Source organism: Streptomyces sp. NPDC006458 (assembly GCF_040612135.1).
GTDB lineage: Bacteria > Actinomycetota > Actinomycetes > Streptomycetales > Streptomycetaceae > Streptomyces.
Genome location: NZ_JBEXPR010000050.1, coordinates 1 through 21351 on the forward strand (window position 1 = coordinate 1; position 21351 = coordinate 21351).

Sequence of the window (21351 nt, forward strand, 5' to 3'; positions counted from 1 at the left end):
TCGCCGATCCTCTACTACGGCGACGAGATCGGCATGGGCGACAACATCTGGCTCGGCGACCGCGACGCGGTGCGCACCCCCATGCAGTGGACACCCGACCGCAACGCGGGCTTCTCCACCGCCGACCCGGGCCGGCTCTCCCTGCCGACCATCATGGACCCGGTCTACGGCTACCAGGTCACCAACGTGGAGGCGTCGATGTCGTCGCCCTCCTCGCTGCTGCACTGGACCCGCCGCATGATCGAGATCCGCAAGCAGAACCCCGCCTTCGGGCTCGGCAGCTTCACCGAACTGCAGTCGTCGAACCCGGCCGTGCTGGCGTTCCTGCGCGAGGCCCCCTCGTCCGAGGACGGAAGGGACGACATCGTGCTCTGCGTGAGCAACTTCTCGCGGTTCGCCCAGCCTACCGAGCTGGACCTGCGGAGGTTCGAGGGACGTCACCCGGTCGAACTGTTCGGCGGGGTGCGGTTCCCAGCCATCGGTGAGCTGCCGTATCTGCTGACCCTGGGGGGCCACGGCTTCTACTGGTTCCGGCTCACCCGAGTGGCATCCCGCATCGGCCGACGAGTGTGAGCGTGCTCCGAGGAAAGGACGCGGCGCCATGCCGAAGACCGCATCCCTGCACCGGGACAGTACGGGGCCGGTGCGGCCCATGGCCTCGCTGGACGGCCTGCTGCGCGAGTGGCTCCCGCGGCAGCGCTGGTTCGCGGGCAAGGACCGGCCGGTCACCGAACTGCGCCTGCTGTCGCTGACCGAGCTGTTCCCGGGCTGTCTGCATCTGCTGGTGCACGCGGACCACGCCTCGAGCCCGTCCGGGCACGCGGGCGTGCCCGCGCCCGGTGCCGCCACCCCGCCCGGTGACTGCTACCAGCTCATCCTCGGCATCCAGGAACACCTCTCGCCCCGGCTCGGCCGGGCTCTGGTGGGCAGGGCGCAGGAGGGCCCGCTGGCCGGGATGGCGGTCTACGACGCGCTGCGCGACCCCCGGTCGGCCCAGTTGCTCCTGGAGCGGCTGCGCCGGCCGGGCAGTCTGGGTCCGCTGCGGTTCGAGACCGCCCCGGGCGTGGCCGTGCCGTCCGGGCTGCCGCCGCGGCTGCTGGACGCCGAGCAGTCCAACACCTCGCTGGTGTACGGGGACTCGTACATCCTCAAGGTGTTCCGGCGGATCCAGCCGGGCGTCAACCCGGACCTGGAGGTGACGAGCGCGCTGGCCGGGCAGGGCTGCCGGCGGGTGCCCGCGCCGGTGGCGTGGTTCCGCACGACCCAGCCGCAGGGGGCGACGCTCGGGGTGCTCCAGCCGTTCCTGTCCGACGCGGCCGACGGCTGGACCCTCGCCCTGGACGCGCTCGCCACCGGCGACGACTTCACCGCCGAGGCGCACGCGCTGGGACAGGCCACCGCCGATGTGCATGTGGCGCTGGCCGCGGCGTTCTCCGGCGGCCCGCCCACGGAGAACGGGCGTACCGCGGCGGCGATGGCGGAACGGCTGGACGCGGCCGCGCACAGCGTGCCGGCGCTCCGGCCGTTCGTGCCGGGTCTGCGTGGGGCGTTCGGCATGCTCGTCACCTGCGATCCGGGGCCCGCCGCCCAGCGCATCCACGGTGACCTGCATCTGGGACAGGTGCTGAGGGCCGGGCGGGAGTGGTTCGTCATCGACTTCGAGGGCGAGCCGTCGCGTCCGCTCGCCGAGCGCTGCACCCCGCAGTCCCCGGTGCGGGACATCGCGGGGATGCTGCGTTCGTTCGACTACGCCGCCCGCCAGCGCCGCCCGTGGCGGCCGCAGTGGGCGCGCCGCTGCCGCGAGGCGTACTGCGCGGGTTATGCCGAGCGGGCCGGTTGGGACCCGCGCAAGAAGCACGCGCTGCTGCGTGCTTACGAGACGGACCGTGCCGTGTACGAGGTGCTGTACGAGGCCCGGCATCGCCCGGACTGGGTCGCCGTGCCGATGGCGGCGATCGAGCGCCTGGCCGTGAGAGGAGACTGAGAGTCATGGCCCTGCGTGAGACTTCGCCGCCCGAGCCGTCCGGCCCGCCGACCCGGGGCCGGGCCGCTCCCGCACTCGACCCCGGCGAGAGGGGCCGGCTGCTGTCGGGCGCGCATCACGATCCGCACGCGGTGCTCGGTGCCCATCCGGTGCCGGGCGGGATCGCCTTCCGGGCGCTGCGGCCCTTCGCCCGTTCGGTGAGCGTCCTGACGGGCGGGGCCCGGCATCCGCTCGCCTCCGAGGGGGACGGCCTGTTCTCGGCCGTGCTGCCCCTGGACGCGATCCCCGAGTACACCCTGTCGGTGGCGTACGGGGACGACCCCGAGCAGGAGACGCACGATCCGTACCGCTTCCTGCCCGCCCTGGGCGATGTGGATCTGCATCTGATCCGCGAGGGCCGGCACGAGCAGCTGTGGAAGGCGCTCGGCGCCGAGCCGATGGCCCACCAGGGCGTGGCCGGCACCCGCTTCACCGTGTGGGCGCCGAACGCCCGGGGCGTGCGGGTCACGGGCGACTTCACCTGCTGGGACGGGACGGCGTTCCCGATGCGCTCGCTCGGCGCGTCGGGTGTGTGGGAGCTGTTCCTGCCGGGCATCGGAGAGGGCGCCTGCTACAAGTTCGAGATCACCACCCGGCACGGGCAGCGTCTGCTCAAGGCCGACCCGATGGCCCGGTGCGCGCAGACGCCGCCCGACACGGCGTCGATCGTGCACGTCTCGCGCTACGAGTGGGACGACGCGGACTGGCTGGCGCACCGGGGCGACACCCCGGTGCACGAGGCGCCGTTCTCGGTGTACGAGGTCCATCTTCCGTCCTGGCGACCTGGCCTGACGTATCGTCAACTGGCCGAGGAGCTGCCCCCGTACGTCAGGGATCTCGGGTTCACGCATGTGGAGTTCATGCCGGTCGCCCATCATCCGTTCAGCGGTTCCTGGGGGTACCAGGTCACCGGCTTCTACGCGCCGACGGGCCGGCTGGGCTCGCCCGACGATCTCAAGTTCCTGATCGACTCGCTGCACCGGGCGGGGATCGGCGTGATCCTCGACTGGGTGCCGGCGCACTTCCCGAAGGACGACTGGGCGCTGGCCCGTTTCGACGGGGAGCCGCTGTACGAGCCCGGGGACTGGCGGCGCGCCGAGCATCCGGACTGGGGCACGCTGGAGTTCGACTTCGGCCGGACCGAGGTGCGCAACTTCCTGGTGGCGAACGCCGTGTACTGGTGCGAGGAGTTCCACGTCGACGGCCTGCGGGTGGACGCGGTCGCCTCGATGCTCTACCTGGACTACTCGCGGGACTCGGGCCAGTGGACGCCCAATGTGTTCGGCGGCAACGAGGACCTGGACGCGAAGGCGTTCCTCCAGGAGATGAACGCGACGGTGTACCGCAGGGCGCCGGGCGTGGTGACCATCGCCGAGGAGTCCACGGCCTGGGACGGGGTGACCCGGCCGACGGACAGCGGCGGTCTGGGGTTCGGGCTGAAGTGGAACATGGGCTGGATGCACGACTCGCTGGAGTACATCCGGCACGAGCCGGTGCACCGCAAGTACCACCACGACGAGATGACCTTCTCGATGGTGTACGCGTACAGCGAGAACTACATCCTGCCGATCTCCCACGACGAGGTCGTGCACGGCAAGCAGGCCCTGGTCTCCAAGATGCCGGGCGACTGGTGGCAGCAGCGCGCCGGCCACCGCGCCTACCTGGCCTTCATGTGGGCCCACCCGGGCAAGCAGCTTCTCTTCATGGGGCAGGAGTTCGCGCAGGGCGGTGAGTGGTCCGAGCCGCACGGCCCCGACTGGTGGCTGCTCGACCCCGGCTACGGGGCCGAGGCCGACCATCGGGGCGTGCGGGACCTGGTGCGGGACCTCAACACCGTGTACCGGGGCGCCGCGGCCCTGTGGCAGCGCGACACCGACCCGGCCGGGTTCCGGTGGGTGGCCGCGCACGCGGCCGAGGACAACGTCTTCGCGTTCCTGCGCTTCGACGCCGGGGGCGATCCGCTGCTTGCGGTCAGCAACTTCTCCCCCGTCGTACGCCACGACTACCGCCTCGGCCTGCACGAGGACGCGGTCGCCTGGACGGAGGTGCTGAACACGGACGCGGCCCGCTATGGCGGCGGTGACGTCGTCAACGCCGATCCGGTGAAGCCGGAGGACGGGCACATCAGCATCACGCTGCCGCCGCTGGCGACGGTGTGGTTGCGGCCGTACACCGTGTGAAACGCCTCCGACGGGGCAGTCGGGTGCGTGTCACCCGCTGCAGAAAGGCCTTACCCGGTGCGCACCGTCGGAGTGGAGGAGGAGCTCCTCCTGGTGGACCCCGAGAGCGGGGAGCCGCGGTCGATGTCGGCCGCAGTGCTGGCGCGTGCGGGGCGGGGCGACACCGGCGAGCAGGTCTTCGAGAAGGAACTGCACGACCAGATGGTGGAGTTCGCCACGCAGCCGCAGGAGGACATGGACGCGCTGCGGGCGGAGATCGTGCGCTGCCGTACGGAGGCGGCGCGGCACGCCGGGGAGCTGGGCTGCGCGGTGGCCGCGCTGGCGACCTCCCCGCTGCCGGTCAGCCCGAGTGTCGGGATGAGCCGCCGCTACCGGTGGATGGCGGAGCAGTACGACATCACCTCCCGGCAGCTCGTGTGCGGCTGCCATGTGCACGTCTGTGTGGACTCCGACGAGGAGGGCGTGGCGGTCGCCGACCGGATCCGGCCGTGGCTGGCGGTGCTGTCCGCGCTGAGCGCCAACTCGCCCTTCTGGCAGGGCCGGGACAGCGGCTACAGCAGCTACCGCAGCCGGGTGTGGCAGCAGTGGCCCTCGGCCGGGCCGACGGAGGTGTTCGGGTCGGCCGAGGCCTACCACCGCAGGGTCGAGGACATGGTGGCCACGGGCGCCCTCCTCGACGCGGGCATGGTGTACTTCGACGCCCGGCTGTCGGTGCGCTATCCGACGCTGGAGATCCGGGTGGCGGACGTGTGTCTGCGGGCCGACACCGCCGTGCTCGTGGCCACGCTGGCGCGGGGCCTGGTCGAGACGGCGGCCCGTGAGTGGCGGCAGGGGCTGCCGGCGCCCGCGCACAGCGTGAGTCTGCTGCGCCTGGCGAGCTGGCGTGCCGCGCGCTGGGCGCTCGACGGGGACCTGCTGCACCCGGTCACTCTGCGGCCGGCCCCGGCGGCGGACGTCGTCGGGGCCCTGCTGGACCACGTGAGCGAGGCGCTCGACGCCGCCGGGGACCTCGAACGGGTGCGCGCGGGCGCCGCCTTGCTGCTGCGCGAGGGCAACGGCGCGCGGACGCAGCGCGCCCTGTACAAGCGGACCGGCAGCCTGCGCGAGGTGGTCACCGGCTGCGTGCGCCGGACGCAGGAGTGAGCCGTCGGGACCGGGGTCGGCCGGGCCGGCCGAGTCCCCTCGCACGGCGAGATCAACGAGGCGCAACCGTTATTCCATTCCCGACACGGTCCGCTCACTCCTGGGCTAGATTCGACCACCGTCGATAACAGTGCTCGTCGGCGCCGTCACATTCCGTACCGACCAGGAGCAGCGCATGCGCGACTTCGCTCTCGCTCCGCCCGTCGTCCCGCCGTCGTCCGGCGGACTCGCCGACAGTGTCTTCGAGGCCGCGGTCCACAGCCCCACGGTCCCGTTGCTGGCCCGGCGCACTTCCTCCGGCGGGTGGGAGGAAGTGACCGCGGTCGAGCTCAGGGACCAGGTGGTCGACCTGGCCAAGGGTCTGGTCGCGTCCGGTGTCACCCCGGGCAGCCGGGTGGCCCTGATGGCGCGCACCCGCTACGAGTGGACGGTGTTCGCGCACGCGCTGTGGGCGGTGGGCGCCGAGGTCGTGCCGGTCCATCCCTCGTCCTCGCGCGACCAGGTGGAGTGGATCCTGCGGGACGCCGGGTGCGTGGCCGTGGTGGTCGAGGACGAGCACGCGGTGATGACCGTCGGCTCGGTGTGCGCGACGCTGTCGCATCTGCGCCATGTCTGGCAGCTGGATTCCGGCGGGCTGAGCCAGCTGGTGGAGCGCGGGACGTTCATCCCCGCCACCACGGTCGACTCGCTGCGCCGGATCGTGCTCCCGGACGCCACGGCCGTCGTCGCCTACACCTCGGGCACCACCGGCCGCCCGGTGGGCTGCGCGCTGAGCCACCGGAGCCTGGCGAGCCCCTGCGACACCCTGCTGGCCGGCTGGGGGCACACCGCGGCGCCTCCCGGACAGCAGCCGAGGGTCCTCGCCTTCCTGCCGCTGTCGCACGCCTACGGCCTGATGATCCAGGAGATCTGTCTGCGCGGCGGCGTGCTGATGGGCCATGAGCCCGATCTGAGCGAGGCGTCCCTGTCCGTGGCGCTGCGCTCCTTCCGGCCCACCTATCTGTACGGCGTGCCGTCGATCTTCGAGAAGCTGTACAAGAACTTCCTGCGCACGGCCCAGCAGGCGGGCCACGGAGCCCTCTTCGAGCGGGCCGCGGAGACGGCGCGGGCCTTCGCCGCGGCCACCGAGCGGCACCGGCTGGGCCGCGGCGGCGGTCCGGGGCCCAACCTGCGGTTCCAGCACGCCCTGTACGAGCGGACGGTGTACCGCAGACTGCGCGACGCGCTCGGCGGCAAGGTGCAGCGGGCCACCTCGGGCGGCTCGCCGCTGAACCGCGAGCTGTCCCTGTTCTACGAGGGCATCGGCATCTACGTGAACGACGGCTACGGCCTCACCGAGACCAGCGGCGGCATCACCAGCCAGCCGCTGGGCCGGGAGAAGTCGGGCACGGTCGGCAAGGTCCTGCCCGGTACGGAGATCAGGGTCGCCCCGGACGGGGAGATCCTGGTGCGCGGCCCGTCGGTGTTCCAGGGCTACGTCAACGACGAGGCGGCCACCCGCGCGGCGCTGCGGGGCGGCTGGCTGGCCACCGGTGACCTGGGCCGGCTGGACTCGGAGGGCTATCTGACGATCACGGGCCGCAAGAAGGACGTCATCATCACCAGCAGCGGCACCAGCGTGGCTCCGGCGCCGCTGGAGCAGCGGCTGCGGATGCATCCGCTGGTGCACCAGGCGGTCGTCGTCGGCGACAGCCGGCCCTGTGTGGGGGCGCTGATCACGCTGGATCCGGAGTTCCTCACCCACTGGCGGTCGGCGCAGCGCTGGCAGAGCGGTCTGCTGAGCCGGGAGGCGCGGGAGGAGAACGCGCTGCGCGAGGAGGTCGGGCGTGCGGTGGCGGCGGCCAACAGCGTGGTGTCGCGGGCCGAGTCCATCCGGGTGTTCCGGGTGCTGCCGGCGCCGTTCGACGTGGCGGGCGGGCTGCTGACGCCGTCGATGAAGCTGCGCAGGGAGCTGATCGTGGAGCGCTACGCGCTGGAGATCGACGCGATGTACCAGGCGGGCACCCGGGTGCCGCGGCCGGCCTCTGCCGAGGACCTGCTCGGCTGGGACGACTCCGACGACGTGTTCCGCTGAGCCGAGCCCGCGTGAACGGCCGACTCGGGGAAATGCGTACGAGATCCGGCCGACCGGGCCCACGGGCGCACCGGGGGTTGCATGCTGGTGCCCCGCGGGTTCGTCAGCCTGCCTCACTCGGCTGGCGGGACCGCTCGGGACACGGTGGGATCAGTGTGGTGCGAGGCAGCGATCCAGGGGCAGGCGCACGGCGTAGCGGAAAGCCCGCCTGGAACCGCGGAAAGGGATGAACACCGTGACACGACCCAGGATCCTGGTGGTGGGTGCAGGCTTCGCCGGCGTGGGATGCGTGCGGCGGCTGGAGCGTGCTCTCGCTCCGGACGAGGCCGAGATCACCCTGGTGACACCGTTCGCCTATCAGCTCTATCTCCCCCTGCTCCCCCAGGTCGCCTCCGGCGTGCTGACGCCTCAGTCGATCGCCCTGTCGCTCAGGCGCAGCAGCAGGTACCGCACCCGGATCATCCCCGGCGGGGCGATCGGCGTGGACCTCAAGGCCAAGGTGTGCGTGGTCCGCACCATCACCGACCAACTGGTGAACGAGCCGTACGACTACATCGTGCTGGCCCCCGGCAGCGTCACCCGCACCTTCGACATCCCCGGCCTCACCGACCACGCGTTCGGCCTGAAGACCCTTGCGGAGGCCGCGTACATCCGTGACCATGTCATCGCGCAGCTGGATCTCGCCGACGCGAGCCAGGACCCGGCCGAGCGCGCCTCCCGGCTGCAGTTCGTGGTGGTGGGCGGCGGTTACGCGGGCACGGAGACGGCGGCCTGTCTGCAGAAGCTGACGCATGCCGCGGTCAAGCGCTATCCGCGGCTCGACCCGGGTCTGATCAAGTGGCATCTGATCGACATCGCGCCGAAGTTGATGCCCGAGCTGGGCGACAAGCTCGGCCGCAGTGCCATGGAGGTCCTCCAGCGGCGCGGTATCGATGTGTCGCTGGGGGTGTCCATCGCCAAGGCGGGCGCGGAGGAGGTCACCTTCACCGACGGCCGGGTGGTGCCGACGCGCACCCTGATCTGGACCGCCGGTGTGGTGGCGAGCCCGCTGATCGGCACCCTGGGCGCTCAGACCGTGCGCGGACGGCTCGCGGTGACCCCCGAGATGACCCTGCCGGGCGAGGACGGCGTCTTCGCGCTCGGCGACGCGGCCGCGGTGCCGGACCTGGCCAAGGGCGAGGAGGGCGCGATCTGCCCGCCGACCGCGCAGCACGCCATGCGGCAGGGCCGCAAGGTCGCCGAGAACCTGATCGCGAAACTGCGGGGCGAGCCGCTCCAGCCGTACGTCCACAAGGACCTGGGGCTGGTCGTCGACCTCGGCGGCAAGGACGCGGTGTCCAAGCCGCTCGGGATCGAGCTGCACGGGCTGCCCGCCCAGGCGGTGGCCCGCGGCTATCACTGGGGTGCGCTGCGCACCAATGTCGCCAAGACGCGGGTGCTGACCAACTGGATGCTCAACGCGGTCGCGGGCGACGATTTCGTCCGCACCGGCTTCCAGCTGCGTCGGCCGGCGAAGCTGAAGGACTTCGAGTACACGGACTCCTATCTGTCGCCGGAGCAGGTGCGGGCCCAGGTGGAGGGGAAAGCCGAAGAGGGCTGAGAACCCGGCGCGAGCCGGGGTACTGGGACCGTATGACCGATGTGGTGGATGCCGACGAATTGCTGCGCCGGATGCGGCGGAGCAGGGCCTGTGCGGTGGAGGAACTGCGCGGCTGGCAGGAACGCGCCGAGGCCCTGCGGTCGCAGGATCCCGGCGCGGCCGGGGAGGCGCGGACGCGCGGGCTCGTGTACGAGGTGGTGATCGGGGTGCTGGACGAGATCCTGACGCCCGGAAGACGTCCGGAGGGCGACGGGAGGCCGTGACCCGGGCGGTGGTCCCGGTGGTGGTCCCGGTGGTGGGGCCGTGGCCCGAGTGACGGAAGTGCTGGTCCGGGCGGTGTGAAATGCCGGACGGAGTGAAACCCCTCACTCGCGCCTGTTTCGGCTGCGTTAAGCGGCCAATGGTTTATCGTTCACCCATAAGCGGTGACGGAGTCGGACGGTACGTTCCTCCACCCCACCGCCAAGAGCTGCCCTGGCTGGCTTCCCCCGTCCAGCCAGGGCTTTTTTCTGCCCTGATGCGGCAAATCCCGGTCCGCCGAGGTGCTCACGCGGCCGTCGGCGGCTGAAATGGGGCGTAGGGAAAACACCGGAACGTCTCCCGGCAGGAGCCCCGCGCCATGACCAAAGCGATCAAACTGCTGACCGCCCTTCCCCCACCGCAGCGCGAGCGTCTGATGGCACTCGCCCACGAGGTGTCCTTCCCCGAGGACGCCCGGATCTTCGAGGCGGGCGACACGGCCGACCGCTTCTGGGTCGTCCGCTCCGGCGCGGTCTCCCTCGACCAGCGGGTGACCTCGCTCCAGCGGGTGACCGTCGCGAGCCTCGGCGCGGGTGACCTGCTCGGCTGGTCCTGGCTCTTCCCGCCGTACAAGTGGGACTTCGGCGCGGAGGCCTTCAGCCCCGTGCGGGCCTACGAGTTCGAGGCGCGGCCCGTGCTGGAGCTGTGCGAGGAGGATCCGCAGCTCGGGCTGACCCTGGTGCGGATCGTCTCGGAGATCCTGGCGCACCGGCTGGAGTCGACCCGCAACAAGCTGATGGAGCAGTACTCGGTGAACCGCCGCGGTGTGCTGTGAGGCCCGGGGCTCAGCCGCCCGCGATCAGCAGCACCCCCATGGTGATCATGGTGGCGGCGACCAGCCCGTCCAGCACGCGCCAGGCGCCCGGCCGGGAGAGGTGCCGGCCCAGCAGCCGGGCTCCGAAACCCAGTGCGGCGAACCAGCACACACTGGCGAACGCCGCACCGAGCCCGAACGTCCAGCGCAGCGGGCCCCGGTCGGCGGCGATGGAACCGAGCAGGAAGACGGTGTCGAGATAGACGTGCGGGTTGAGCCAGGTCATGGCCAGACAGGTCAGCACCGCGCGCCGCAGTGACCCCGCCGCCTCCCCCTCGGAACTCAGCGCGCCCCGCGGCCGCAGCACCCGGCGCGCGGCCAGGGCGCCGTAGCCGACGAGGAACGCCCCGCCGATCCAGCCGACCGCGGTCAGCGCGCCCGGCCACGCCACCACCACGGCACCGACCCCGGCCACGCCCAGTGCGATGAGCAGCGCGTCCGACAGGGCGCAGATGCCGACGACGGCCAGGACGGCGTGGCGGCGTACGCCCTGGCGCAGGACGAAGGCGTTCTGGGCGCCGATGGCGACGATCAGGGACAGGCCGGTGCCGAAACCCGCGGCGGCGGCGGACAGTGCGTTGCTCATGCCGTCGACGCTAAGGAAAGGATCACTGCGCGTACAGCTAAAGATTCTTACGTATCCTTAGCGCTCGTGAAGACCGACACCGTTTCCGGGATGCCGGAGCTGCCCCTCGACCAGGTGCGGACCCTGCTCGCGGTGGTCGACGAGGGCACCTTCGACGCGGCCGCCGCGGTACTGCACGTCACTCCGTCCGCGGTCAGCCAGCGGGTCAAGGCCCTGGAGCAGCGCACCGGGCGGGTGCTGCTGCTGCGCACCAAACCGGTGCGGCCGACCGAGTCGGGCGAGGTCGTGGTGCGGTTCGCCCGGCAGCTGGCCCGGCTGGAGCGGGACGCGCGGGCCGAGCTGGGCATGCGGGGTGCCGGGGAGGTGACCCGGGTGTCGGTGGCGGTGAACGCCGACTCGCTGGCGACCTGGTTCCTGCCCGCCCTGACCGCGTTGCCGCCGGAGCCCCCGCTCCGCTTCGATCTGCGCCGCGAGGACGAGGACCACACGGCCACGCTGCTGCGCGAGGGAGCCGTGATGGCCGCGGTGACCTCCTCCGCCGACCCGGTGCCCGGCTGCTCGGTGCGCGGACTCGGCCGCATGCGCTACCTGGCCGCGGCCCACCCGGACTTCGCCGCCCGCCACCTGGCCGGCCGCCCCCTCGCCGAGCTGCTGCCAGGGGCGCCGGTGGTGGTCTTCGACCGGCGCGACGACTTCCAGGACGGCTTCCTGCGGCGCCTGGGACGGCCCGCCGCGAGCCCGGACCGGCACTACGTCCCGACCTCGGAGGGGTTCTGCGCGGCAGTCGCCGCGGGGCTCGGCTGGGGCATGATCCCGGAAGCCCAGGCCCGGCCCCTGCTGGACACCGGCCGCCTCGTCGAACTCGCGCCGGACCGGCCGGTGGACGTACCGCTGTACTGGCAGCAGTGGAAGCTGGATTCGCCGGCCCTGATGGCTGTGGCGGAGGTGGTCGTGGAGGCGGCGGGGCGGGCGTTGCGGCGAGGGGTCAGTCGGGGGGCTCGGTGACTTCGGGGAAGGGGTACTCGAATCACACGACCCTGCCGGTGCCCTGCGGGTAGCTGCCCCAGCGGGCCGCGAGCCGGTCGACTGTGTACAACTCGTCCAGGGGCTCCCACTACTTCGTGCGGGGCAGTTCCGAGGCGTCGTCGGAGAGCTCGCAGCGCAGCACGTCGGTGCGCGTCAGCCGCAGGGTGATGCCGTTCGCGCGGTAGAAGGCGTAGGTGGCCGCACCCTGGGAGGAGAGCCGCCATCAGCAAGCCGGGGCACCCTTGCGGGGCCCGCTCGGAAAGGCTTCAGCGGAGGGTCGCCAGCCGGGCCTCGGCGCTGTCGAGCAGCATCTCCAGGGCGGTCGGATAGGCACTGTCGAGCATGCGCCGCGCGAGGAGGGGTGCCGCTTCGGCGATGTGGGGGTGGGTGGCGGCGGGCAGCCGGGCGTACGTCGAGCGCCACTTGTCCTCGTCGGCGCGCAGGGCGGCGTGGGGCAGGGCCAGGGAGGCGGCGTCGAGGGCGGCGAAGGCGAGGGTCTGGTCGACGAAGGCGTGGTAGACGCGCACGGCCTCGGGCACCGGGAAGCCCGCGGTGCGCAGGATGCCGAGGACGGCCTCGTCGGCGGCCAGTTCGTTCGCCCGTCCGGTGACCCGGCTCGCGGTGAGCAGCGCGGCCTGCGGATGGGCGACGTAGGCGGCGTGGATGCGCAGGCCGACGCTCCTCAGGTCGGTCCGCCACCGCCCGGTGGCCGCCCAGCCGCGCAGCGCCTGGTCGATGAGCGCGTCGCCGATGGCGAGGGTGAGGTCGTCCATGCCGCGGAAGTAGCGGTACAGGGTGCTGGGGTCGCAGTCCAGGGCGAGTCCGAGGCGGCGGGCCGAGAGTCCGGCGCCGCCGTGCTCGCGCAGCAGCCGCAGGGCGGTGTCGACGATGAGGGCCTCGGAGAGCACCGTGCCGCTTCTGGTGGGCCTGCGGCGGCGCCGCTTCCCCTCAGGGACCACCTGTTTGGCCATAATTGTCCCTTTCCCGGGCCCGCTCCGCTGCTTACGCCAACACCATTGACCTTATGCGACCGCACGGCGTTGTATCTCGCTCAGGGGCCCCACCTGTTCGACCGTCGACCGACCCAGGGAGTTGTTGTCATGCGTGTACTGCTGGTGGGAGCGGGTGGCGTGGGCACCGCGATCACACGGATCGCGGCCCGGCGCACGTTCTTCGAGGCGATGGTGGTGGCCGACTACGACCCGGCCCGTGCCGAGGCCGCTGTCGCGGCGCTCGGCGCGGCCGAGGGCCGGTTCACGGCCGAGCGGGTGGACGCCGGTGACGAGGCCGCCGTGACCGCGCTGCTGCGGCGGCACGGCTGCGACGTGCTGCTCAACGCCACCGACCCGCGTTTCGTCATGCCGCTGTTCCGGGCGGCACGCTCGGCCGGAGCCGGATATGTCGACATGGCGATGTCCCTGTCGCGTCCGCACGCCGAGCGCCCCTACGCCGAGTGCGGGGTCAAGCTCGGCGACGAGCAGTTCGCCGAGGCCGACGCGTGGGCGCGGGCGGGTGCGCTGGCGCTGGTCGGCATGGGGGTCGAGCCGGGCCTGTCGGACGTGTTCGCCCGGCACGCCGCCGACGAACTGTTCGACGAGATCGAGGAGATCGGCGTCCGCGACGGCGCGAACCTGACCGTCGAGGGCTACGACTTCGCGCCCTCCTTCAGCATCTGGACCACCATCGAGGAGTGCCTGAACCCGCCGGTGGTCTACGAGAAGGACCGCGGCTGGTTCACCACGGAGCCGTTCAGCGAGCCGGAGGTCTTCGACTTCCCCGAGGGCATCGGCCCGGTCGAGTGCGTGAACGTCGAGCACGAGGAGGTGCTGCTCGTGCCGCGCTGGGTCGACGCCCGCCGGGTCACCTTCAAGTACGGCCTGGGCGAGGAGTTCATCAGCACGCTGAAGACGCTGCGGCTGCTGGGCCTGGACCGCACCGAGCCGGTGACCGTGCCGAGCGCGGCCGGTCCGGTGGCCGTCTCGCCGCGGGACCTGGTGGCGGCCTGTCTGCCGGACCCGGCGACGCTGGGCGACCGGATGCGGGGTAAGACCTGCGCGGGCACCTGGGTGCGGGGCACCAAGGACGGGGCGCCGCGCGAGGTGTACCTGTACCACGTGGTCGACAACGAGTGGTCGATGGCGGAGTACGACTGCCAGGCCGTGGTCTGGCAGACGGCCGTCAACCCCGTCGTCGCCCTCGAACTCCTCTCCACCGGCGCCTGGAGCGGCGCGGGAGTGCTCGGCCCGGAGGCCTTCCCGGCCCGCCCCTTCCTGGACCTGCTGACGGCGTACGGCTCCCCGTGGGGCATCCGCGAGCAGTGACGGACCGAGGCGTGCGGCGCCCGGAGGGGTGCCGCAGCACGGCTGGAACTCTCGGTTTCACCCACCCGTCGACAGGTGACCCGAAAGCGACTGACTGCATTCGGGAGGGCTTGGAGAATGCGAGTGACACCGATGGACGACTGGCAAGACCGGGCCGGCTGCCGCCATGAGGACCCGGACCTCTTCTTCCCCATCGGCACCTCGGGGCCGGCGCTGCTGCAGACACGGCAGGCCAAGGAGGTGTGCGAGCGCTGCCCCGTGCGGGAGCCGTGCCTGCGGTTCGCGCTGCGCACGGGGCAGGGCAACGGGGTGTGGGGCGGCACCAGCGAGGACGAGCGACGCCTGCTGCTGCGCCGGGGCCGGGGCCGGGCCAAGTAGGGGCCCGGCCCTGGGCGGCCGCCTAGGGGCCCGGCCCTGGGCGGCCGCCTAGGGGCCCGGCCCTGGGCGGCCGCCGACGCGGCGACCGGGCCGGCGGGCGGGGACGGACGAAGCGCCGGGTGCCGTCCGGCCGGTCCGGGTGTCGCCCGCACCCGGTCGGCCGAGTGGCGCGGACCACCACGCGGGCACCGGGTTACGCTCCGGGCAGCAGCCGTCGGCCGAGGAGGGCCCAGCGTGAGCGTCCGAGTGCGCCGGATCTACGAAACGCCCGAGGCGGAGGACGGACTGCGGGTTCTGGTCGACCGGCTGTGGCCGCGCGGCCTGTCCAAGGACGCGGCCCGGGTGGACGAGTGGCCCAAGGCGCTCACCCCGACCACCGAGCTGCGCCGCTGGTACCACGCGGGCGAGGGCTCGTACGAGGAGTTCGCGCGCCGCTACGAGGCGGAGCTCGCCGACCCCCAGGCGGCCCGGCTCCTCGACGGTGTGCGTGCCTCGGCCGACCGGGGCCCGGTGACGCTGCTGACGGCGTCGAAGGACCCGGAGCACAGCCATGCGGCGGTGCTGGCCGGGCTCCTGCGACGCGGGTGACGCGAGTCGTGTGCAGCCCGTGCGCCCGCGGGGTGACGAGCCGGGGGTTCAGCCCGTGCGCCGTGCCGCGGCCCTGCCCGCCGCCCGGCCCGAGAACAGACAGCCGCCGAGGAACGTGCCCTCCAGCGCGTTGTACCCGTGCACGCCACCGCCGCCGAACCCGGCGACCTCCCCGGCGGCGTACAGCCCCTCGATCGGCTCTCCGCCGGCGCCGAGGGCGCGCGAGTCGAGGTCGGTCTGGATGCCGCCGAGGGTCTTGCGGGTGAGGATGTGCAGCTTGACGCCGATGAGGGGGCCGGCCTCGGGATCCAGGACGCGGTGCGGGGTGGCGACGCGGCCGAGGCGGTCGCCGATGTAGCGGCGGGCGTTGCGGATGCCCTGGATCTGGGCGTCCTTGCTGTAGGGATTGGCCATCTGCAGGTCACGGGCCTCGATCTGGCGACGCAGCGTGTCGGCGTCGAGGAGGGCCTTGTCGGTGAGGGCGTTCATCTTCTCGACGAGCTGCTCCAGGGTGTCGGCGACGACGAAGTCCGCACCGTTGCGCAGGAAGGCCTGCACCGGGGCCGGAGCACCCTTGCCGAGGAGCCGGTCGCGCAGCACGGCCTTGCGGTCCTTGGCGGTGATGTCGGGGTTCTGCTCGGAGCCGGAGAGCGCGAACTCCTTCTCGATGATCTTCCGGGTGAGGATGAACCAGGAGTGGTCGTACCCGGCGATGTCCTCGGTGGTGCGCAGGTGCCTGAGCGTGCCGAGGGTGTCGTAGCCCGGCAGACAGGGGTCGGGCAGCCGGCGGCCGAGCGCGTCGAACCAGAGCGAGGAGGGGCCGGGCAGGATGCGGATGCCGTGGCCGGGCCAGACCGGATCCCAGTTGCGCACGCCCTCGGTGTAGTGCCACATGCGGTCCCGGTTGACCAGGCGGGCGCCGGCCCGCGCGCTGATGTCGAGCATGCGGCCGTCCACGTAGGCCGGGACGCCGGTGATCATCTCGGCGGGCGGGGTGCCGAGCCGCTCGGGCCAGTACCGGCGGACGATGTCGTGGTCGGCGCCGATGCCGCCGGAGGTGACGATCACGGCCTGCGCGGTCAGCTCGAACTCACCGACCGTCTCGCGGTTGGAGGCGACACCGCGCGATGAGTCGTCGGAGGCGAGGAGCGTGCCGCGCACCCCGCGCGCGGAGCCGTCCTCGATCACCAGCTCGTCGACGCGGTGGCGGTGGTGGAAGGTGAGCAGCCCGTCGCGGCCGGCCTGCTTCGCGTACTCGACGAACGGCTCCACCACGCCCGTGCCGGTGCCCCAGGCGATGTGGAACCGGGGCACCGAGTTGCCGTGGCCGTCGGCGCGCAGGTCGCCGCGCTCGGCCCAGCCGACGGTGGGCAGCAGCTTGATGCCGTGGCCGTCGAGCCAGGAGCGCTTCTCCCCCGCCGCCCATTCCACGTAGGCGCGGGCCCAGCGCACCGCCCAGGAGTCCTCGTCCTCGGTGCGGTCGAATCCGGCGCTGCCCCGCCAGTCGTTCCAGGCCAGGTCGAAGGAGTCCTTGATCTTCAGGCGGCGCTGCTCCGGCGAGTCGACCAGGAACAGCCCGCCGAAGGACCAGTACGCCTGTCCGCCGAGGTTGGCGGCGTTCTCCTGGTCGACCAGGGCGACCCGCTTGCCCCGGCTGGTGAGTTCGTGGGCCGCGACCAGCCCGGCGAGACCGGCTCCGACGACGATGACGTCCGCGTCCATTCAGTGTGCCTTCCCTTCCTCAGTCGGCGTTGCCGCTGCCGTCCGTCAGCAGGGCGGTGAGCAGTTGCTTGAGCCAGACGCGGGCGCCGTCGGCGTCCTTGTCCAGCAGCAGCTGGACGGTGACTCCGTCGTACGCGGCGACCACCGCGTGGGCCGCGGAGTCCGCGTCGCCCAGGACGGCGGGCAGTTCGGTGTGACCGCGCGCGCGGGCGAGCCGCTCGGCGATGGACCGCCGCAGGGTGGCCCGGTGTTCGAGCAGGGTCCGCGCGACGGCCGGGTCGCGGGCCGCGTGGACCAGGAAGTCGGTCTTCACCAGCAGCCAGTCCGCGTCGAGCAGCAGCACCTCGGTGACGCGGTCGACGGACCGGTGGACGTCCAGGTCCGGGCCGTCGAGTGCCAGCGCGTCCGCGACCTGCTCGGCGATGAGGTCGGCGCGCTGCCGGTAGAGGGCGAAGAACAGCTCGTCGAGGCTGGAGAAGTTGGAGTAGAAGGCGCCCCGGCTGTACCCGGCGGCCTCGCAGACCTCTTCGATGGAGACCCGCCCGAACCCCTTGGCCGCGAACACGGCGAACGCGGCGTCGAGCAGGTTGGCGCGGGTGCGCACCCGGCGTCTGGTCACCCGCCCGGTGGCCGTGCGCCCGGTCGTGGGCCGCGTGGTCGGCTGGGTCGCCGGCTGGGTCGTCATCGTCGCCCCTCCATCGGATACGCGAATGTATCCGATACATCGATGTATCGAAAGGGTGGGGACGCATGGGGACGCACCCGCTCGCCGCGACGCACGCCCCTGGGGCGAGGCGCACCCGGGGCGAGGCGCACCCCGCCCACTTATGGAACAGATTTTCGAATAAGGAGTAGGCTGGATCCATGACCACGCACCTCCAGGGCTCCCTCTTCGACCAGACCGACCGGCTGGGCCTCGCCCCGCTCGGCGGGCTGCGCCGTACGGAACTCGGCGCGGGCGCCTGGATCGACGTACTGCCGGGCTGGCTGAGCGGGTCCGACGCGCTGTTCGGACAACTGGCGGGCGAGGTCCCCTGGCGGGCCGAGCGGCGCACGATGTACGACCACGTCGTCGACGTGCCACGGCTGCTGGCGTACTACGGCGAGGGCGACCCCCTGCCGCATCCGGTGCTCGCCGAGGCCCGCGAGGCGCTGACCGGGCACTACGCCCGGGAGCTGGGCGAGCCGTTCGCGACGGCCGGGCTGTGCTACTACCGCGACGGCCGGGACAGCGTGGCCTGGCACGGGGACCGGATCGGGCGGGGCGCGCGGGAGGACACGATGGTCGCCATCCTCTCCGTCGGCGCACCGCGCGATCTGCTGCTGCGTCCCATGGGCGGCGGCGGTGCGGTGCGCAGGCCGCTCGGGCACGGGGACCTGATCGTGATGGGCGGCTCCTGCCAGCGGACCTGGGAGCACTGCGTACCGAAGTCCACCCGTGCCACGGGACCGCGCATCAGCATCCAGTTCCGCCCGCACGGCGTGCGCTGAGGCGGCAACGGCGGACGCCCCGGCGCACGCGAGGACCGTCGCCGGCGGACGGTGCCGGAGACGGTCCCTCCCCGGCGCGGGACGCACCTCCCCGGCCGCCGGGAGGCGCGTCTCTCACCTGCTGGAACCGCACCCCGCCCACGCGGCCGATCTGCTTTGCTGTCCCCCGCCGGACCCCTCCTCACCACGCGGGACGAAGATGCGCGCAGATGTGCAGCAAGTCGCCGACGGCACCTACCTGGTGCACGGCAGCAACACCAACTGGGTGATCCTCGCGGAGGGCGACGCCGTCACGCTGGTCGACACCGGCTACCCGGGCGACCGGGAGCGGCTGCTGGACTCGCTCGCGCAGATCGGCAGCCGTCCCGAGACGGTCGCGGCGGTGCTGATCACGCACGCCCACAACGACCACCTGGGCTCGGCCGAGTATCTGCGGTCGGCCTACGGCACGCCCGTCCACCTGCACGAGGCCGAAGTCCCGCACGCCCGCCGGGAGTTCCTGCACCAGGTGAACGTCGGCACGGTCCTGGCCAACGGCTGGCGGCCCGGGGTGCTGCCCTGGGCCGTGCACGCGCTGCGCGTCGGCGGCACCGCCCATGTGCCGGTCGCCGCCCCCGAGGTCTTCCCCGCCGACGGCCCCCTGGACCTGCCCGGCCGCCCGGTACCGGTGCACACGCCTGGGCACACCCTGGGCCACACGGTGTTCCACCTCCCCGACCGTGGCGCGGTGCTCTCCGGGGACGCCCTGGTGACCGGCCACGCCACCTCACGAATGAAGGGCCCGCAGATGCTGCTCGACATGTTCCACCACGAGCGCGCCCGCGCCCTGGGCTCGCTGGAGACCATCGCGGGCCTGGACGCCGACCTGCTGCTGCCCGGCCACGGGCCCGTCCACCGGGGCTCCGTCCCGACGGCCGCGCGCCAGGCGCGCGCACTCGCGGCTTAGGGTCGGGTCATGGCTCTGCACATCAGCGCGACGAACCCCGAGCACCCGGCCCTGCTCCTCGAACTTCCCTGGCACCTCCCGCTGGAGGACTGGCCCGAGGAGTACCTCGTGCCGCTGCCGCGCGGTATCTCCCGGCACGTGGTGCGCTACGCGCGCGCGGGTGACGAGGTGATCGCCGTCAAGGAGCTCGCGGAGCGGCCGGCGCTGCGCGAGTACGAGCTGCTGCGCGACCTGGACCGGCTCGGCATCCCGGCGGTGGACGCGCTCGGCGTGGTCACCGGCCGCACCGACAAGGCGGACGAACCGCTGGAGCCGGTGCTGATCACGCGCCACCTGGGCGGCTCGATGCCGTACCGCTCGATGCTCGAGACGACCATGCGCCCGGCCACCATGCACCGGCTGATGGACGCGCTCGCCGTCCTGCTGGTCCGGCTGCATCTGGCCGGGTTCGCCTGGGGCGACTGCTCGCTGTCCAACACGCTGTTCCGACGGGACGCGGGCGCCTACGCCGCGTATCTGGTGGACGCCGAGACCGGCGAGCTGCACGCCCGGCTCAGCCCCGGCCAGCGCGACTACGACCTCGATCTCGCGCGGGTGAACATCAGCGGCGAACTGCTCGACCTGGAGGCCTCCGGAGCGCTGCACCCGTCGGTGGACCCGATCGAGTTCGGGCAGGAGATCTGCGCCCGCTACAGCGGGCTGTGGAAGGAGCTGACCCGCGTCTCGGTCTACCCGGCGGGCAAGTACCACTACATCGAGCGCCGCATACGCAGGCTCAACGACCTGGGCTTCGACGTGGCCGAGATGCAGATCGACCACTCCTCCAACGGCGACACGGTCACCTTCGTGCCCAAGGTCGTCGACGCCGGGCACCACCAGCGCCAGCTGCTGCGGCTGACCGGCCTGGACACCGAGGAGAACCAGGCGCGGCGGCTGCTGACCGACCTGGAGAGCTGGATGGCCACCCAGGACGACTACGCCCCGGGCGACCCCCTCGCGGCCCGCCCGGAGGTGCTGGCGCACCGCTGGGTGCGCGATGTGTTCCGGCCGACCGTGCGGGCCGTCCCGCTCGAACTGCGCGGTGCCATGGACCCGGCGGAGATCTACCACCAGCTCCTGGAGCACCGCTGGTACCTGTCCGAGCGGGCCCAGCACGACATCGGGCTCGACACGGCCGTCCAGGACTACGCGGCGAGGATCCTGCCCAAGGCCCGGGAGACGCTGGAGTCCCCCGAGCACGAGTGAGGCGCCCCGGCCCGCGTCAGGCGGGCGGGACCACCGCGACCGGGCAGTCGGCGTGGTGCAGGACGCCGTGGGCGACGGATCCGATGCGGGCGCCCACGGCGGTACGGCGGGCGCGGCGGCCCACCACCATCAGCTGGGCCCGCCGTGCCACCGACAGCAGCACCTGCCCGGCGCTGCCCATCTCGACGTGCTCGACGACGTGCACGTCGGGGAAGCGCTCGCGCCACGGTCGCAGCGCCTCGGCGAGCGCCTTCCTCTCGAACGGCTCCGGGCCGCCGGCGTCGTCGAGCAGCCTCATCGAGCCGGGGCTGTAGGCGAACACGGGCGGCAGCGTCCAGGCCCGTACCGCGCGCACGGTCGCCCCGCGGGCGGCGGCCGTCTCGAAGGCGAAGCCCAGCGCGGCGGCGCTGTCCTCGGCGCCGCCGTCCTGGCCGACGACGATCTCGTGCCCGGCGACCTCGTCGGAGGCCTTGTCCCCGGCGCGCACCAGCACCACCGGCCGGGCGGCGTCGGCGATCACCTGCTGGCCCACCGAGCCGAGCAGGAAGCCCAGTACGGCACCGTGCCCGCGCGAGCCGAGCACCAGCATCCCGGCGTCGGCGGCCGCGTCGACGAGCGTGTCGACCACGGGTCCCTCGACCGCCTCGGCCGCGACCTCCAGTCCCGAGTACCGTGCGGTGGCCCCGGCGACGGCCTCGGCCAGTGCCTCACGCACCCAGCCGGCCTGTGCGTCGCGGTCCCCTTCGAGCGCCTCGTGCGACGCGTACTCCCATGCCTGTACGACCCGCAGCGGCCGCCCCCGCCGGACGGCCTCGCGGGCCGCCCAGGCGAGAGCCGCGATGCTCTCCTCGGTCCCGTCGACGCCTGCCGTGATCGGCCCCGTCATTGTGGCTGCCTCCCTGTGTCCATCGCTC

General features: G+C 72.7%; 20 protein-coding genes. 15 read left to right on the top strand and 5 right to left on the bottom strand.

Going from position 1 to position 21351, the window contains the following annotated elements; translation table 11 throughout:
• The 8 genes from ABZZ79_RS37450 to ABZZ79_RS37485 form a co-directional block, all read left to right on the top strand.
• Positions 1-573, top strand: a 573-nt coding sequence (locus ABZZ79_RS37450) for an alpha-glucosidase C-terminal domain-containing protein (protein WP_356696760.1), incomplete at its 5' end; no start/stop codon positions are given.
• Positions 574-601: 28 nt separating this feature from the next.
• The gene (locus ABZZ79_RS37455) at positions 602-1984 is read left to right on the top strand and encodes a maltokinase (protein WP_356696762.1); all 1383 of its coding nucleotides are present in this window, start codon (positions 602-604) and stop codon (positions 1982-1984) included.
• Positions 1985-1989: 5 nt separating this feature from the next.
• On the top strand, positions 1990-4203 hold the full coding sequence (gene glgB / locus ABZZ79_RS37460) for a 1,4-alpha-glucan branching enzyme (protein WP_356696764.1): 2214 nt from the start codon (positions 1990-1992) through the stop codon (positions 4201-4203).
• Positions 4204-4260: 57 nt separating this feature from the next.
• Positions 4261-5346, top strand: a complete 1086-nt coding sequence (locus ABZZ79_RS37465) for a glutamate--cysteine ligase (RefSeq protein ID WP_356696766.1) — start codon at positions 4261-4263, stop codon at positions 5344-5346.
• Between the two features lie 175 nt (positions 5347-5521).
• Positions 5522-7420 (top strand): AMP-dependent synthetase/ligase, encoded by a 1899-nt coding sequence (locus tag ABZZ79_RS37470; RefSeq protein ID WP_356696768.1) that lies wholly within the window; start codon positions 5522-5524, stop codon positions 7418-7420.
• 226 nt (positions 7421-7646) lie between these two features.
• Positions 7647-9020 (top strand): NAD(P)/FAD-dependent oxidoreductase, encoded by a 1374-nt coding sequence (locus tag ABZZ79_RS37475; RefSeq protein ID WP_356696770.1) that lies wholly within the window; start codon positions 7647-7649, stop codon positions 9018-9020.
• Positions 9021-9052: 32 nt separating this feature from the next.
• Positions 9053-9283 carry a hypothetical protein gene (locus ABZZ79_RS37480; RefSeq protein ID WP_356696772.1) on the top strand — a complete coding sequence of 77 codons (231 nt, stop codon included), beginning with the start codon at positions 9053-9055 and terminating at the stop codon, positions 9281-9283.
• Between the two features lie 356 nt (positions 9284-9639).
• Complete coding sequence (locus ABZZ79_RS37485; protein WP_356696774.1) at positions 9640-10095, top strand: cyclic nucleotide-binding domain-containing protein; 456 nt, start codon at positions 9640-9642, stop codon at positions 10093-10095.
• A gap of 10 nt (positions 10096-10105) precedes the next feature.
• On the opposite strand, the gene ABZZ79_RS37490 is transcribed toward ABZZ79_RS37485, so the two are convergent.
• Entirely contained in the window at positions 10106-10720 is a 615-nt protein-coding gene (locus tag ABZZ79_RS37490) for a LysE/ArgO family amino acid transporter (RefSeq protein WP_356696776.1), read from the bottom strand.
• 90 nt (positions 10721-10810) lie between these two features.
• On the opposite strand from ABZZ79_RS37490, the gene ABZZ79_RS37495 reads away from it, so the two are divergent.
• Positions 10811-11725: a LysR family transcriptional regulator ArgP gene (locus ABZZ79_RS37495; protein WP_356696812.1), complete on the top strand. Its 915-nt coding sequence runs from the start codon at positions 10811-10813 to the stop codon at positions 11723-11725.
• Positions 11726-12012: 287 nt separating this feature from the next.
• On the opposite strand, the gene ABZZ79_RS37500 is transcribed toward ABZZ79_RS37495, so the two are convergent.
• A complete protein-coding gene (locus tag ABZZ79_RS37500) occupies positions 12013-12717 on the bottom strand; it encodes a TetR/AcrR family transcriptional regulator (RefSeq protein WP_356696778.1) in 705 nt (234 codons plus the stop codon).
• A gap of 129 nt (positions 12718-12846) precedes the next feature.
• Between ABZZ79_RS37500 and ABZZ79_RS37505 the strand changes: the two genes are divergently transcribed.
• From ABZZ79_RS37505 to ABZZ79_RS37515, 3 genes are all read left to right on the top strand, one after another.
• Positions 12847-14067 (top strand): saccharopine dehydrogenase C-terminal domain-containing protein, encoded by a 1221-nt coding sequence (locus ABZZ79_RS37505; RefSeq protein WP_356696780.1) that lies wholly within the window; start codon positions 12847-12849, stop codon positions 14065-14067.
• 132 nt (positions 14068-14199) lie between these two features.
• Entirely contained in the window at positions 14200-14445 is a 246-nt protein-coding gene (locus ABZZ79_RS37510; RefSeq protein ID WP_356696782.1) for a WhiB family transcriptional regulator, read from the top strand.
• 234 nt (positions 14446-14679) lie between these two features.
• Positions 14680-15033, top strand: a complete 354-nt coding sequence (locus ABZZ79_RS37515; protein WP_356696784.1) for a DUF488 family protein — start codon at positions 14680-14682, stop codon at positions 15031-15033.
• A 48-nt stretch (positions 15034-15081) separates the two neighbouring features.
• On the opposite strand, the gene ABZZ79_RS37520 is transcribed toward ABZZ79_RS37515, so the two are convergent.
• Positions 15082-16755, bottom strand: a complete 1674-nt coding sequence (locus ABZZ79_RS37520; RefSeq protein ID WP_356696786.1) for an FAD-binding dehydrogenase — start codon at positions 16753-16755, stop codon at positions 15082-15084.
• Between the two features lie 19 nt (positions 16756-16774).
• Positions 16775-17440 carry a TetR/AcrR family transcriptional regulator gene (locus ABZZ79_RS37525; RefSeq protein ID WP_356696788.1) on the bottom strand — a complete coding sequence of 222 codons (666 nt, stop codon included), beginning with the start codon at positions 17438-17440 and terminating at the stop codon, positions 16775-16777.
• Between the two features lie 179 nt (positions 17441-17619).
• Between ABZZ79_RS37525 and ABZZ79_RS37530 the strand changes: the two genes are divergently transcribed.
• The 3 genes from ABZZ79_RS37530 (at position 17620) to ABZZ79_RS37540 (ending at position 20437) form a co-directional block, all read left to right on the top strand.
• Positions 17620-18246 carry an alpha-ketoglutarate-dependent dioxygenase AlkB gene (locus tag ABZZ79_RS37530; RefSeq protein ID WP_356696790.1) on the top strand — a complete coding sequence of 209 codons (627 nt, stop codon included), beginning with the start codon at positions 17620-17622 and terminating at the stop codon, positions 18244-18246.
• A 199-nt stretch (positions 18247-18445) separates the two neighbouring features.
• A complete protein-coding gene (locus ABZZ79_RS37535) occupies positions 18446-19192 on the top strand; it encodes an MBL fold metallo-hydrolase (RefSeq protein ID WP_356696792.1) in 747 nt (248 codons plus the stop codon).
• Positions 19193-19201: 9 nt separating this feature from the next.
• A complete protein-coding gene (locus tag ABZZ79_RS37540; protein ID WP_356696794.1) occupies positions 19202-20437 on the top strand; it encodes a DUF4032 domain-containing protein in 1236 nt (411 codons plus the stop codon).
• 16 nt (positions 20438-20453) lie between these two features.
• Here the strand turns inward: ABZZ79_RS37540 and ABZZ79_RS37545 are convergent, their stop codons facing one another.
• Positions 20454-21323 (bottom strand): universal stress protein, encoded by an 870-nt coding sequence (locus tag ABZZ79_RS37545; protein ID WP_356696796.1) that lies wholly within the window; start codon positions 21321-21323, stop codon positions 20454-20456.
• Between the last annotated feature and the right edge of the window lie 28 nt (positions 21324-21351).